The 14674-nt window shown below is 48.0% G+C and carries 11 protein-coding genes; 6 read left to right on the top strand and 5 right to left on the bottom strand.

Annotated elements, in window-relative coordinates:
- Positions 1–223 precede the first annotated feature (223 nt).
- From BTV99_RS03610 to BTV99_RS03585, 6 genes are all read left to right on the top strand, one after another.
- Positions 224–2299 carry a mechanosensitive ion channel family protein gene (locus tag BTV99_RS03610; RefSeq protein ID WP_256713720.1) on the top strand — a complete coding sequence of 692 codons (2076 nt, stop codon included), beginning with the start codon at positions 224–226 and terminating at the stop codon, positions 2297–2299.
- A gap of 438 nt (positions 2300–2737) precedes the next feature.
- On the top strand, positions 2738–4210 hold the full coding sequence (gene guaB / locus BTV99_RS03605; protein ID WP_075100990.1) for an IMP dehydrogenase: 1473 nt from the start codon (positions 2738–2740) through the stop codon (positions 4208–4210).
- A gap of 238 nt (positions 4211–4448) precedes the next feature.
- Positions 4449–5819, top strand: coding sequence for a phosphoglucosamine mutase (gene glmM, locus BTV99_RS03600; protein WP_075100989.1), 1371 nt, complete (start codon positions 4449–4451; stop codon positions 5817–5819).
- Positions 5820–5898: 79 nt separating this feature from the next.
- The gene (pdxH, locus tag BTV99_RS03595; RefSeq protein WP_075101040.1) at positions 5899–6543 is read left to right on the top strand and encodes a pyridoxamine 5'-phosphate oxidase; all 645 of its coding nucleotides are present in this window, start codon (positions 5899–5901) and stop codon (positions 6541–6543) included.
- A 414-nt stretch (positions 6544–6957) separates the two neighbouring features.
- A complete protein-coding gene (locus BTV99_RS03590; protein ID WP_075100988.1) occupies positions 6958–8205 on the top strand; it encodes an alanine racemase in 1248 nt (415 codons plus the stop codon).
- A complete protein-coding gene (locus tag BTV99_RS03585) occupies positions 8193–9533 on the top strand; it encodes a D-arabinono-1,4-lactone oxidase (RefSeq protein ID WP_075100987.1) in 1341 nt (446 codons plus the stop codon). The genes BTV99_RS03590 and BTV99_RS03585 overlap by 13 nt, the downstream gene beginning before the upstream one ends.
- A gap of 139 nt (positions 9534–9672) precedes the next feature.
- Here the strand turns inward: BTV99_RS03585 and BTV99_RS03580 are convergent, their stop codons facing one another.
- The 5 genes from BTV99_RS03580 to BTV99_RS03560 form a co-directional block, all read right to left on the bottom strand.
- Entirely contained in the window at positions 9673–10305 is a 633-nt protein-coding gene (locus BTV99_RS03580; RefSeq protein WP_075100986.1) for a glutathione S-transferase family protein, read from the bottom strand.
- Positions 10306–10371: 66 nt separating this feature from the next.
- On the bottom strand, positions 10372–11049 hold the full coding sequence (locus tag BTV99_RS03575; protein WP_075100985.1) for a type 1 glutamine amidotransferase domain-containing protein: 678 nt from the start codon (positions 11047–11049) through the stop codon (positions 10372–10374).
- A 169-nt stretch (positions 11050–11218) separates the two neighbouring features.
- Positions 11219–12268, bottom strand: a complete 1050-nt coding sequence (locus tag BTV99_RS03570) for an NADP-dependent oxidoreductase (protein WP_075100984.1) — start codon at positions 12266–12268, stop codon at positions 11219–11221.
- 100 nt (positions 12269–12368) lie between these two features.
- Positions 12369–13586, bottom strand: a complete 1218-nt coding sequence (locus BTV99_RS03565) for an iron-containing alcohol dehydrogenase (RefSeq protein ID WP_075100983.1) — start codon at positions 13584–13586, stop codon at positions 12369–12371.
- A 230-nt stretch (positions 13587–13816) separates the two neighbouring features.
- Positions 13817–14434, bottom strand: coding sequence for a TetR/AcrR family transcriptional regulator (locus BTV99_RS03560; protein WP_075100982.1), 618 nt, complete (start codon positions 14432–14434; stop codon positions 13817–13819).
- Positions 14435–14674: the final 240 nt, after the last annotated feature.

Genomic DNA, 14674 nt, shown 5'->3' with positions numbered 1-14674 from the left:
TCCTAAATAAAGTTGGCATGCAAGATACTATGTGCCACGTGCTAAAGGTGTTTATTGTGCGCGGCGTTGGGACAGCACACAAGGTATTAAATAAAATATCTATACGCCTTGTACCAAGACCAAACGGTTTTGATACCGCATTTACGGTATTCTTACGCTTGTACGATACGCTTATTTTTTATACAAATTCATACAACTTACGCAACTTACTGGCCGTCGATATATGAATACTTCTCACACGGATGCTGCTGAACATCATCAGACTGACACGGATAGAGTCATACCCTTTATTTGCCATCGCACTATTGGCCATCGGCTGATCAATGACAAGTTGCAGAAGAGCCGGCGCGCTATGATATGGCAAATGCTGGTGGTGTTTTTTGTCCTGATGCTCGGCGCGGCGATAGAGGCTGTTGCCCAGCCAGCTGGTGCAAGTGCAGGGGTAGAAAGCAACGCCCAAACGGTTAGCGCTCAAGCGCGTGACCAATCGTCGCCAAACAATCCATCTTCAAACAATCCATCGCCAAACGACAAGCCAGATGGTTTCGGTGAATATGCCGAGCAGCAGTTAGACTCGATGAGTGATGGCAGCGTCAGTATCTCTGAGATTAAAGAAGAGATATTTGATCCCACTGAGCGTAGCGCGGTAGAGCAGGCAGGTGAGTTGCAGGGTAATGCGGGTCTGACGGGTGAATATCATGAGAGCTATTATCTTTTGGATAGGCTCAATACCGGCTTGCCGCCGTTATCTAAGCCGCCAAACCTGAACACGCCGCTTGCTACGTTAGAGTTTTTTCAGTCGGCAGTGATGAAACAGCAGTATGACTTGGCCGCTTACGCGCTGAATATGAACCTGATCGACCAAAGCACTCAGCGCAGCCGCGCGCTTGAGCTCTCCAAGCGTTTGGATTTTTTATTGTCCGAAAGAGAGTTGTATGTGTTTGATGATTTGCCAGATCGTCCGGATGGACTTATTGAGCCGCCGCTGGGTAACAACAGCAGCGTGATGGGCATCGCCAGACGCTCCATTCAGCTTGGTTATATCGACTACCGCGAGCGCCGCGTGCCCATCTATTTGCAGCGCGTGAGAGTTGGGGAGGAGGCACCTGTCTGGGTGTTTTCCGCACAGACAGTAGGCAATATCGATAACCTATACGCGCAGTACCATCCGGCAGAGTTTGAGCGCTATCTGCCTGCCTGGTTAAAAATACAGTTTTTTAGTATTGCTTTGTGGGAGTTTTTAGCACTCGTTTTGTTTTTCTTGTTGACCATGGTGGCGGGCTGGCTACTGAGTAAGGGCACTGAAAAGCTCATCAGCCGCTACATCGATGATGAAAAGTACAGCAACTACGTCGGCAGTAGTCATGGTGTGGCAGATCTTGTCAGCAAATTGACAGTACCTTTGACCTTTACCATCAGTTTTTCATTGGTGTTTACCTTAGTGTCAGGGGGCTTTCCTTATCTAGATGCGGTGGCCTCATCGACCCGCCCGCTGATTTGGATTGGACTGGTATTTAGCACCTCATGGCTTGGTATTCGGATTATTAACTTTTTTGCCAATCGCTATCAAAACATGCAGATCGAAAATCTGGCCGAAGAGCATTTTGATAAAGAGCGTCGTCGCCGCACCTATGTATCGATATTTCGCCGCGTCTTTATCTTTGTCATGATTTTGGGAAGTATCTGGATTGGGCTTAGCGAATTTACCAATATGGAGGGTCTTGGCAAGACATTATTGACCTCAGCTGGTATCGCGGGGGTGGTTATCGGTATTGCTGCGCAGCCTATCTTGGGCAATATCATCGCAGGGGTGCAAGTGGCGGTGACTCAGCCTGTGCGTATTGGCGATACAGTGATGATGGAGGGGGATTGGACGACAATTGAAGATTTGCGTTATACCTATGCGGTGCTAAAGACGTGGGATGAGCGCCGATTGATCGTACCGATGCGCCGACTGATTACCGAGGTTGTAGAAAACTGGTCTCATACCGAGGTGCATCAGACTTGCGTGGTTTATCTTTACGTGGATTATGGTGCTGATATCGACGCCATTCGCGAAAAATTTATTTCATTGGTCAAAGATAACGACTTATGGGATGGTGAGACTGAGCCTGAGATGGTCACGGTATCGCTGAGCGAAAACACCATCAAATTAAGAGGGAGTCTAGCCTCTGACGGCCCAATGAATGCCTTTTATCTTGAGTGTCAAGTACGTGAACAGATGCTACATTATCTCTATCGTGAGCAAAAATCATATCTACCCGCTGAGCGTTTTATCATGAAACAGCACGAAGCGTGAGGTGTGCTATCTGTACTCGATACGCCAGTTAATCCCGTGCCGCTGTCTGAGTGATAGAGCAAATGCGCGCCTGTTTGTATGATATTTATCAATTCTACAAAATAAGCTGATAAATAAGCATGCGAGGTGCCTGTGTATTTGTTATAATATGGCGTTATTTTTACGGGATAAATGAGCGATTAAGAGATGAGTCTGCACTGTATTTGTGCAAATTTATCACTCATAAATCAATGGCAATTTTCAAGTACTGGTGTTTGTTTAGTGATAGAGGGTTTTTAGACAAACAACGACTGGCTCATTGTCTATTATCGAAAGCTCTATGATAAAAAGCCTGCAACACATAAGGCTTTGACTATCGTAAAGTCATACTGGTGATCTTGGTTGATTGTCTTATCGCGAAAATCCCACCCATCAAAATAACCACCACTAGGGGTCTGTATGTTGCGAATTGTCGATGAAGCCTTAACCTTTGATGACGTTTTATTATTGCCAGCCTATTCTGAAGTCCTACCAAAAACTGCTGATCTGACCACCCGTTTGACCAAAAACATCACGTTGAATTTACCGCTGGTTTCTGCCGCTATGGATACGGTGACTGAGTCTGAAATGGCCATCACTATGGCGCAGCTAGGCGGGATGGGTATCTTGCATAAGAGTATGGATATCGCCAAACAAGCCACGCAAGTACGCCGTGTGAAAAAGTTTGAAGCAGGTACAGTGGTTGACCCTATCACGGTACATCCAGAGATGACCATTGGTGAGCTGTTGCAGTTGACCGAAGACAACAACATCTCAGGCGTGCCTGTCGTCGAAAAAGGCACAGATAGTGTGGTCGGTATCGTCACTCACAGAGACTGGCGCTTTGAAACCAACTTATCACTGCCTGTCAGCAAAATCATGACACCAAAAGATCAGCTGGTCACCGTACACGAAGGCGAGAGCAACGAAAACATCAAGCGTTTACTCCATGAGCATCGCATTGAAAAAGTCATCGTTATCGATGATAACTATCGCCTAAAAGGTCTGATCACGGTCAATGACTTTGCCAAAGCCGAAAACAACCCAAATGCGTGTAAAGATGAGCAAGGTCGTCTACGGGTTGGTGCTGCTGTCGGCACCGGCGCAGATACGCAGGCACGTGTCGAAGCTTTGATCGCAGCAGACGTCGATGTCATCGTGGTAGATACTGCGCACGGCCACTCAAAAGGCGTGATCGAAAAAGTCTCGTGGATCAAAAAACACTATCCTAACGTTCAAGTGATTGGTGGTAATATCGCCACCGGTGACGCAGCCCTTGCATTACGCGATGCAGGTGCAGACGCGGTAAAAGTCGGCATCGGTCCTGGTTCTATCTGTACCACGCGTATCATCGCTGGTATCGGTGTGCCTCAAATCTCAGCAATCGACAATGTCGCAAGCGCCCTACAAGACAGCATTCCTTTGATTGCTGATGGGGGTATCCGCTACTCAGGTGATATGGCAAAAGCCATCGCCGCTGGTGCATCGTGCATCATGGTCGGCTCGCTTATGGCAGGTACCGAGGAAGCACCAGGTGAGGTCGAGTTGTTCCAAGGTCGCTACTACAAAGCCTATCGCGGCATGGGTAGCTTGGGTGCGATGTCAGGCTCAAATGGTTCATCAGACCGTTATTTCCAAGATGCCAAAGACGGCGTAGAAAAACTGGTGCCAGAGGGTATCGAAGGCCGCGTTCCTTATAAAGGCCCAGTAGCTGGCATCGTCAATCAGTTGGTCGGCGGCTTGCGCTCATCAATGGGTTATACAGGCTCTGCGACTATCGAAGATATGCGTAGCAAACCACAGTTTATCAAGGTGACGTCTGCTGGTATGAAAGAGTCGCACGTCCACGATGTGCAAATCACCAAAGAAGCACCAAACTACCGTGTGAACTAATTTGTTGCCATACCTACTGTAGGTGCTGCGTTTTTGCCAGATTGCACGACTACAGAGACGTTAAGATACAAACAGCCAACAATGCCTCGTTATTGTTGGCTGTTTTTTTTGTAAAATACCAAAATGGATTATAGCCATAGTAATTACAACAACAGTGATTATAATGACAGTAACAATAATAACAGTAGTGCCGATCTCTGAGACGGCCTTTTACTTTTATATGTGAGGAAGATAGATAATGAGCTACTTTGGCACCGATGGTATTCGTGGGAAGTTTGGTGAATCCCCAATCACACCAGATTTTATTTTAAAATTGGGTTATGTGACAGGCAGGGTGCTAATAGAGAATAATACCAATCCATCGCGCAAGCCCAGTGTGGTCATCGGTAAAGATACTCGCCTGTCAGGTTATGTGATAGAAGGGGCGCTACAGTCGGGCTTTAATGCTGCAGGGGTGGATGTCCATATGCTCGGCCCATTGCCGACGCCTGCTATTGCGCATTTGACTCGCAGTTTTAATGCGGATGCCGGTGTGGTCATCTCCGCCTCGCACAATCCTTATTTTGATAATGGCATCAAGTTTTTTTCAGGCGATGGTAAAAAGTTGACCGATGAGATGCAGACGGCCATTAACGACAAGCTCACCGCCATCATGAGTGCCTCTGAAGCAGACAATAACACCATCATGCCTATTGTGGATCCTGCCAAACTTGGCAAAAACAATCGTATCAACGATGCCAAAGGCCGCTATATAGAATTCTGTAAAGGCAGCTTTCCTTATCAGTATGACTTAAGCCATCTTACCGTCGTCGTCGACTGCGCCAACGGAGCCGGTTATAGCGTGGCACCGAGAGTCATGCGTGAGCTGGGTGCCAATGTTATCGCCATCAATCATGCGCCTGATGGCATCAATATCAATGCTGACTGCGGCTCGACCCATCCAGCAGGCTTACAAAAAGCGGTCGTCGAGCATGGTGCTGATGTCGGGATCGCGCTAGATGGCGATGGTGACCGTATCGTGATGGTCGATGAAACGGGGGCGTTGGTCGATGGTGATGGGATCTTATACGTGCTCGCTACCCAAGGCGCAGACAAAGCTAAGGGCGTGGTCGGTACGTTGATGAGTAATATGGGGCTAGAGCTGGCGCTCAAAGCCGCTGAGATTGACTTTGTCCGTGCAAAAGTAGGCGATCGCTACGTGATGCAAGCGCTTGAGGCCAATGGTTGGATACTGGGCGGTGAGCCATCTGGTCATATTTTATGTTTGGATAAAAGCCGTACAGGTGATGCGATTATCGCAGGTTTGCAGGTGCTGGCTGTCATGCAAGCGCGTGGCCGTGCGCTTAGTGACTTGGTCGAAGGGTTTGACGTGCTACCGCAAAAACTGGTCAACGTGCGCTTGTCTGAGATGAAAGACCCGTTTGAGTATCCTGAGCTGGCGGCCGCCTTTGACAAAGCGCGTGCGGCGCTGGCAGGTCGTGGTCGCTTACTCATTCGTCAATCAGGTACAGAGCCGATGATTCGAGTCATGGTTGAGTCCGACGACGAGATAGAATGTGATGTCCTGGCCAATGATCTGGCGGATCAGATCAAGGCGGTATTGGGCTAATTGATTGCCGTTAAAGGTTATGAAAATCAATCATGATCAGCAGTCACACTGTATATTATATAAAGGAGTTGCCATGAGTATGGATTTTACCGATCAGCGTTTGTCATACGAAAAAGGCGTTTTAGATCAACAGTCAGTCCCCACCTCTCCATTTGAGCTACTCGGCGCATGGATGACTGAGGCGATTGAGCAAAAAGTACAAGAGCCTTATGCCATGAGTCTGGCCACTTGCGGCGCGGATCTTAAGCCCAGCGTCCGTATCGTATTGCTGCGTGAGATTACTGAGACAGGGGTGGTGTTTTATACCAATTACGACAGCGCTAAAGGACAAGATATCAGTGAAAACCCCAACGCTGAGGTGCTGTTTTTTTGGCATGAGCTAGAGCGTCAGATTCGCATCAGTGGCCGTATTGCCAAAATAGATGCGGACAAATCAGCAGCTTATTTTCAAAAGCGTCCTCACGACAGTCAAGTTGGCGCATGGGTGAGCGAGCCACAAAGCGGGGAAGTGGCTGATCGGAAAGTGATGGAACAAAAATTTGATCAGTTACAAAGCCGCTATCCCAGCGACAGTCCGGTGCCGACGCCGACGTTTTGGGGCGGTTATGAGATTACTGCTGAACATATCGAGTTTTGGCAGGGGCGCGCCAGCCGCATGCATGACCGTATCGTCTATAGCAGAGACGATAACAACAACTGGCAGACCAAGCGGCTATTACCATAGCCAAGCACGCTTTTTGCAACCACCAACTTCGTCCTTTTGTTGCGCCATTTATTGTTTAATATTCATCATCACCGCAGAAGACCCAAGTTTCGCTTGGGTCTTTTTTTTGTCGGTGTAATCGGTACCATGGCGATACTATTGAGGGTGATGATACAGTTGAGAGAAAAAATAACTGACAAGTGTTTTATTTTATCGCTGAGATGCTTGACGGCGCTATATTCTCGGTTCACACTATGATGCGGATTGATAGAGGTTTGCCTCGGTAATTGTAGCTCTGTAATGGATAGGACTAATACCACTGAGTAGGCGAGTACCACTAAATATTAGGCCGTGTCCTCAGTTTAACCATCAATCTAAATTTGAACCTATAAAAGACATAGGATAGTGTCTGCTCGTTGTGACAAGGAAAGCAAAATGGATTTTGTACACATCATTCCACCCAAAACGCCACAGGCATGGCTCGACATGGATGCGCTCGATCACAATATCGCGCTGGTCAATCAAAAAACCCAAGCCGTCAATCTGCGTCTGGCCACCAAGTCCATACGCTCCATCGATGTTTTACATTATATAAAAGACAGATCACCTCGTTTTATCGGGCTTATGTCCTATGCGGCCGATGAGTCCGTTTATCTGCTCGAAAACGGCTTTGACAATATTCTCTGCGCTTATCCGACCTTAGATACCATCAGCGTGGCAAAAACCCTTAAATACACCCAGCAGGGAGCGGTGATGGTCTGGATGGTCGATCGTCCAGAGCATGTGGCGGTATTGGAGCGCGTTGGTATCGAGCACGGCGTCAAAATCGATGTCTGCTTGGATATCAATATGTCGATGCCACTGCCTAAGCTATATTTTGGCACCAAACGCTCGGCACTGATGCACAAAAAAGACATCAAAGCACTGCTTAAGCACATAAAAAAGTCAGATCATATCAATCTCGTCGCTGCGATGGGTTACGAGGCGCAAATTGCAGGTTTACCCGAGCATTTACCAGGCAAGACGTTGTTGACACCTGCCATCAAACTACTCAAACACCGCTCCCAAAAGCAAGTCAGTCAGCGCCGCGGTGCCATGGTGAATTGGTTAAAAAAACAAGGCTATGCGTTGCAGCTGGTCAATGGCGGCGGCAGCGGCAGTATGGATTTTACCGCATGTCAGCCTGAGATTACCGAGGTAACAGTCGGCTCAGCTTATTATAAGCCTGCTTACTTTGATTATATGGAGAGCATGCAGGACTTTCGAGCGGCAGCAGGGTTTGTGTTACCGGTGACGCGCCAGCCTGAAAAAGACGTGATCACGTGTCATGGCGGCGGCTTTATCGCCTCAGGCGCCGTAGGCGTTGACAAAGCTCCTGTGGTGCATTATCCCGCTGGCCTCACCATACTCAATGAAGAGGGGTTTGGTGAGGTGCAAACGCCCATGAAAATGAATAAACGTACCGTGTCAGAGACAGGCCTAAAGATTGGCGATGCGGTTTGGTGTCGTCATGCCAAGGCTGGCGAGCTCTGCGAGCATTTCAATGAGCTGGTCTGCTATGAAGGCGCTGGTCAGATGCCGCAAGGCACAGCTGAACAGGCTATAAACTATACCTCTATCCGCCGCAAGGATGCGGCGGCAACGATGACAACCTACCGAGGAGACGGCAGATGTTTTCATTAAGGCAGTGGCAAACAAATAATGAATGGCAAAACTGGGTAGGCTATGAGCGCGCGCAGCCAGAGCAAAAACTGATGCCTGCCTCGGTAGCAGAGCTGCAAGATATCATCAAGCAAGCAAGAAAAGATAAAAAACGCGTGAGAGTCACGGGCGCGGCGCACTCTTTTAGTGGCTGCGCCAAACCTGAAGAGATTGCTGTCAGCTTGCATCACATGCGCGGGCTTATCTCAGTGGATACCGAGGCTAAGCTGGCAACGCTACATGCAGGCACGTATCTACATGAGATTGGCGAGGCACTAAAAGCGCATGGCCTTGCGCTTGAAAACATGGGCGACGTCCAAGCGCAGACCATTGCAGGTGCGGCCAGCACGGCAACCCACGGTACAGGAATGACTCTTGGTTCTATCGCCAATCAAGTGGTGGGCTGGGAGTGGGTAGATGGGCGGGGCGAGCTGCACAGTCATCAGCGCGGCAACGCGCAGACAGACGATTTGGGCAATGCGCTGCATGTCAGCCTCGGCATGCTGGGCGTCTTTACCAAGCTGACGCTCAGAGTCGTCGATCTATATGGTTTACAAGAGCGCAATGAGGTCATGAATTTTGCCGATGGTTTGGCAAACTTTCATAAAAACGCCCAGTCGCATCGTCATTTAGAGTGGTTTTTATTTCCTGGCACCAACAAATTACAGCAAAAAACACTCTCGGTCATTGAGCCAAAACCGATGAGCCACGCGCAAAAGCTCAAAGATACGTTTGACAGCGTGGTGACGCTCAATGGGGCTTTTTATGTACTGTGTGAGCTTGCGCGCATGAACCCTGAATGGATCAAAAAAGTTAGTCAAATATCCGCCAACTCTATCCCCAACACTAGGCGGGAGGGCTACAGTTACGAAGTATTTCCGACCCCGCGCGGCGTAAAATTTAACGAGTCGGAGTATTTTATTAAGCTCTCAGATTTTGATGCTTGTATCACTGAGGTCAACCAAATCTTGCTCAAAGACAATAAACACTCACATTTTCCCATTGAGGTGCGCACCCACAAAGGCGAGACAGGAATGCTTAGCCCAACCCAAGGTGAGGACTGTGCGGTGTTGTCTTTTCACGTTTATAAAGGTATGGACTGTGAGCCACTGTTTAAATGGCTGTATGAGTATATGAAAAAATGGCAGGGTCGCCCGCATTGGGGCAAGGTCAATAAGCTCAGCCATATAGAGCTACAAAACCTTTATCCTAAGCTCAATCGGTTTTTGCAAATACGCCGTGAGTATGACCCAGACAATGTGTTTATGAATCGCTGGCTTGAAGATAAGTTTTTAAATCATCGCCTATAGCGTGTCTGCATGTGAATGTTCAACACGCCCTAACCAGAACACAAAAAAACAGCTCTCTGTAGAGCTGTTTTTTATCTGTCATTCCTCATCCCTACGCTAGGCCACAGCTAGCGTAGGCTAATCGATAACCAGTAAAAAGCTAACCAATAGACTGATCGTAATTGACCTCTAAGCGCATGCTACGCTGATAGCTATCGAGGCTAGCCAGCTGCAACGCATATTGCTCAATATGCGGATAGTCTGCCAGAGCATGACGTTTGGCCAGCATAATCAAGTCAAACGATAGCATAAAATCAGCACCGCTTAGCTTATTGCCAACGATAAAGGATTTATCTTTCACCTCATCGTTTAGGTAGCTGAGCAATCGATGCTTTTCGGCACTGATATAGCCATCTAAAAACGCATTGTCCTCCACGCCTGCTTTTTTGGTAAAAAGCTCGAGCAGCAGCGGCAGCATCAAAGAGCTTTCGGCAAAATGAATCCACTGCAGATAAGTGCCATAATCGCTACTGTCGGTCGCAGGGCGCAAGCGCTTGGGCGCAAAACGCTCAATCAGCAGCTCAGTGATAGCGCCTGACTCCGCATATAACTGACCATCCATCTCGATAACCGGTGACTTACCCAGTGGATGGACTGCTTTTAGGCTGTCTGGGGCCAGATGCGTTGTCGCATCACGCTGATGGCTGACGATTTCGTAAGCGACGCCCAGCTCTTCTAAGAGCCATAGCGTACGTAATGAGCGTGATTGATTGAGATGATGTAAGCGAATCATGATGCCAGCCTTTTTAGAGAGTTCATTTCCATTATATAAAACACCGAAATATAAATCACCAAACGCTTAACCGTTCAGTTTCGTCATTAAGCGTTTTGCTGCTTCTTCTGATGATGCTGGGTTTTGACCCGTAATCAATAAGCCATCTTCGACGACAAAGGATTCCCAGTCCGCCGCCTTTTTGTAGTGACCGCCATTGGCTTTTAGCATATCCTCTACCAAAAACGGCACCACATCAGTTAGGCCAACGGCATCTTCTTCAGTATTGGTAAAACCTGTCACCGTCTTGCCTTTGACTAAGTACTCATCATCGACTTTGACGTTTTTGAGGGCAGCAGGGGCATGGCAAACCAAGGCCACAGGCTTGTCTTGCTTGATAAAACTTTCAATCAAGCTGATAGAGTCTTGGTCGACAGCCAAATCCCATAGCGGGCCATGACCACCTGGGTAAAACACTGAGTCGAAGTCGGAGGCATTGACGTCAGCGAGTTTTTTGGTAGTGGCAAGATGTTGCTGTGCATCGCTGTCTGCTTTAAAGCGCTTGGTGTCTTTGGTTTGGGCATCATCGGTGTCGCTACTAGGATCGAGTGGCGGCTGACCACCAGCAGGAGAGGCGAGAGTGATGTTGGCACCAGCGTCCAAAAAAGCATAGTAAGGCGCAGCAAACTCTTCTAGCCAAAAGCCTGTTTGATTACCGGTATCGCCGAGTTTGTCGTGCGAGGTGAGTACCATTAAAATATTCATAATTGTCCTTTTTATTTCTGTGATTCTTGGCGTAAGTTAGGGTGTGTCCTCATTTTAAAAAGGGTGCTAAATAAACCGAGCCCTAACAGTATTACGGGTTAACACCTAATTTTCAGTAGCGGTTTTAACGCGTTATGTTGAGAAGTCGTTATTTGATTAGGGATTTGAGTTATTGGACGTCAGCGACTTTGATGACGGTTTTACCAAAGTTTTCACCATTGAGCATTTTGACAAAAGCATCAGGTGCATTGTTTAAGCCGTCAGTGATGTGCTCTTTGGTTTTCACCGCGCCTGATTCTACCCATTTACCCATAGTCTCCAAAAACTCTGGGAAATGATCGCCGTACTCTTCAAAGATAATAAAACCTTTGACCGTCAAGCGTTGTCTTAAAATCAGACCCATCAGCATGCCCAAGCGGTCTTTACCCTCAGGCAAATCCGTGGCGTTGTACTGTGATACCAGACCACATACAGGGATACGCGCATGGGCGTTGAGTAGGGGCATCACCGCGTCAAATACTTTGCCGCCGACGTTTTCATAATAGATGTCGATACCATCTGGGCAGGCATTTTTTAATTGTTCGGCGAAGTCATCGGCTTTGTGGTCGATACAGACATCAAAACCCAGCTCCCGAACCGCAAATTCACATTTATCCGCGCCGCCTGCGATACCGACCTTACGCAGTCCATACTGATTGCCCACTTGTCCGACGGTGGCACCGACAGGGCCGGTGGCCGCAGCAACGACGAGCGTTTCGCCTTTTTGTGGTTTACCTATATCGGTCAGACCCATATAGCCGGTAAACCCTGGCATACCAAGCACGCCCAGACCGTAAGAGGGATTTGCCATGTCTTTGTCTAGCTTGACCACGCCTTCACCATTACTGACGCTATAATCCTGCCAGCCTGAATTGGACACGACCAAGTCGCCTGCGGCAAAATTGTCGATATTGGACTCGACCACTTGCGCAACTGTGGCACCCATCATCACATCGCCCACTTCTAGCGGATCGGCATAGCTTTTGGCATCGCTCATACGTCCGCGCATGTAAGGGTCTAGTGATAGATAGACGGTGCGCAGTAGCATTTCGTCATCTTTGGGGGTTGGGATATCGCTGGTTGCCATATCAAAGTTTTCAGGTTTTGGCTCGCCAGTTGGGCGGCTGGCCAATTTAATTTGACGGTTTGTTGTTTGATTTTGTTGGGCATCAAAGCTCATTTTAAGGATCCTTTTTTGTTATTGATTGATGGTTTTAGATCGAGCAGCCAATAAACGAAGCATGGCTGCCGATAGTTATTCACTGATTATGAAACGACCATTAAGCCGCGCCAGTTAGCGCCCGCTCTAAGATACGACGTGATACCGTTAAGTCATTATCTTTATGCTCACCCAGCTTTACCATATTATGAGCGTCAAGCTGCTGGATGATAGGGTCAATCGCTGACTCATCGAGCGCGGCATCTGCGAAGCTGACAGGTAAACCAAGGCTACGGAAAAAGTCCTCGGTATATACAATAGCAGTTTCGATAATGCTGTCATCGTCTTGTTTTGTATCAGTATTGCTGTCGATGGCCCAAACGTTACGAGCGTATTGAAGCAGTTTTTCTTTTTTGCTGTCTTTGAGCTCACGTAGTACAGATGGCAGTAAGATAGTCAGCGTGCGGGCGTGATCGATACCATGTAGCGAGGTCAGCTCATGGCCGATCATATGCGTTGTCCAGTCTTGTGGTACGCCGACGCCGATAAGACCGTTTAGCGCCATGGTTGCTGTCCACATGATGTTTTTGCGGGTTTCGAGGTTTTCTGCATCGGCTTTTACCGCCTGACCTTCTTCGATCAAAATCTTTAACAGGCTCTCAGCAAACGCGTCTTGCACCTTGGCGTTGACAGGGTAGGTGAGATACTGCTCCATCACATGGACAAACGCATCTGCCACCCCATTCATCACTTGGCGCTCAGGCAAGGTAAGTGTTTTGGTCGGATCTAAGATAGAAAACCTAGGATAGGCAAGCGGGTTGCCAAATGGTAGCTTGGCCTGACGGTCACTGTGATTGACCACGCCGCCTGAGTTCATCTCTGAGCCAGTCGCAGGAATGGTCAATACCGCGCCTAGCGCCACCGCTGAGTCTATATCTTTGCAATAGCTGGTCAGCGCTTCCCACGCCTGATCTCGTGAGACCGTACCGTCTTGCGTGGTCAAGGAAGACACAAGGGCGACAAACTTACTGCCATCAATCACTGAGCCACCGCCAACGGCAAGCAAAAAGTCGATATCATGCTCATTGACCATATCCGCCGCTTTTAGCAGGGTGTTGAACTCTGGGTTTGGCTCAATACCGCCAAACTCAAAGATATTGCGCTGACCGTTGGCTTTGAGCGCTGTTCTGACTTCATCCAAGGTGCCCGTGCGCTCAGCTGAGCCGCCGCCATAAGTGATGAGTACGCGAGCATCTTGCGGGACAAGCTCTGATAGTTCTTTGATTTGCCCTTCACCAAAGACGATGCGTACGGGATTGTAGTATTGAAAGTTATTCATAAGGTTCCTCAGTTAATGTTGTTTGTCTGATAAAAAAGACAGCAAAAATAAAATCACTTATCTTTTACGATGGCGCACATTGTACATAAATTAGACCGGTCGTCTAGGGGTGTTTACAAAAAACACTTATAACTCAGAAATTCTATTTACTCAGCTTACTCAGTGCAGGCAGGCTGGCCGTCGGGTGATATCGATATCTATTCAAACAAAGACGACGATAAGCGGTGGGCTTAGCGTCCCATTTGTGAGGTGGTCATTTGCCATACTTCTGCCAGTGGTGTGTTGGTTTGACTGGTTTTGGCGATTAAGCTGGCACCAAGCCACGCAAAATACCAGCGTTTTGCCATACTCTCAGCAGCGATATTCTCAAGGCGGGGCACCGACTGATCTGCCCAGCCAGCTTTGATTTGCTCAGCCAGCCAACTAATGGTTTGTTGATAGCCGGCGTTTAGGGCAATACGCATCGGCTCAGACAAATCAGCGACCTCGGCACTGAGCTTGACCACAAGGCATTTTTCGTGATCGCAGCCGTTTTGCTGGGTGTCATACCAGTTTTGAAAATAATCATAAAGCTTTTGCTGTGCGTTACTGTGACGACGACCAATGGTATCCAAACGCGTTTTATAATTAACAAAATAGTGACTGATGATGGCTTCACCGAAAGCTTCTTTTGACGTAAAGTAATGATAAAACGAGCCTTTCGGGACGCCAGCGGTGTCTAGTATTTGTTTGATACCCACGGCGGTAAAGCCTTTTTTGGCAATGAGCTGGTAGCCGACATCTAGCAGGTGAGTTTTAGTATCAGGAGGGATGGTCGTTGCATTGGCAGACGTTAAGTTGGTAGACATAGGGAGATGTCCTCTTATTATGGGGTTTGAAAGAATTAGGGTAAACATTGGCTACATTAGTCAGTGATTATATGACGGTGAGTCTTGTAGCCGTCATGCTACGATAGGGGGTTGCCCTTTATTATATATTATACGTTTTATTGATATATGTTGTGACGCTCTCAGGGATAGGCTCGTTACGTTTATTCAACACAGCAGAAGGCAAGATACGTTTCGTCACTATATTGGTTATGGTAGCAT

The organism is Psychrobacter sp. Rd 27.2, from assembly GCF_001921755.1.
Classification (GTDB): domain Bacteria; phylum Pseudomonadota; class Gammaproteobacteria; order Pseudomonadales; family Moraxellaceae; genus Psychrobacter; species Psychrobacter celer.
The sequence above is the reverse complement of the archived record's forward strand: the minus strand, read 5'-3'. Positions and strand labels throughout refer to the sequence as shown.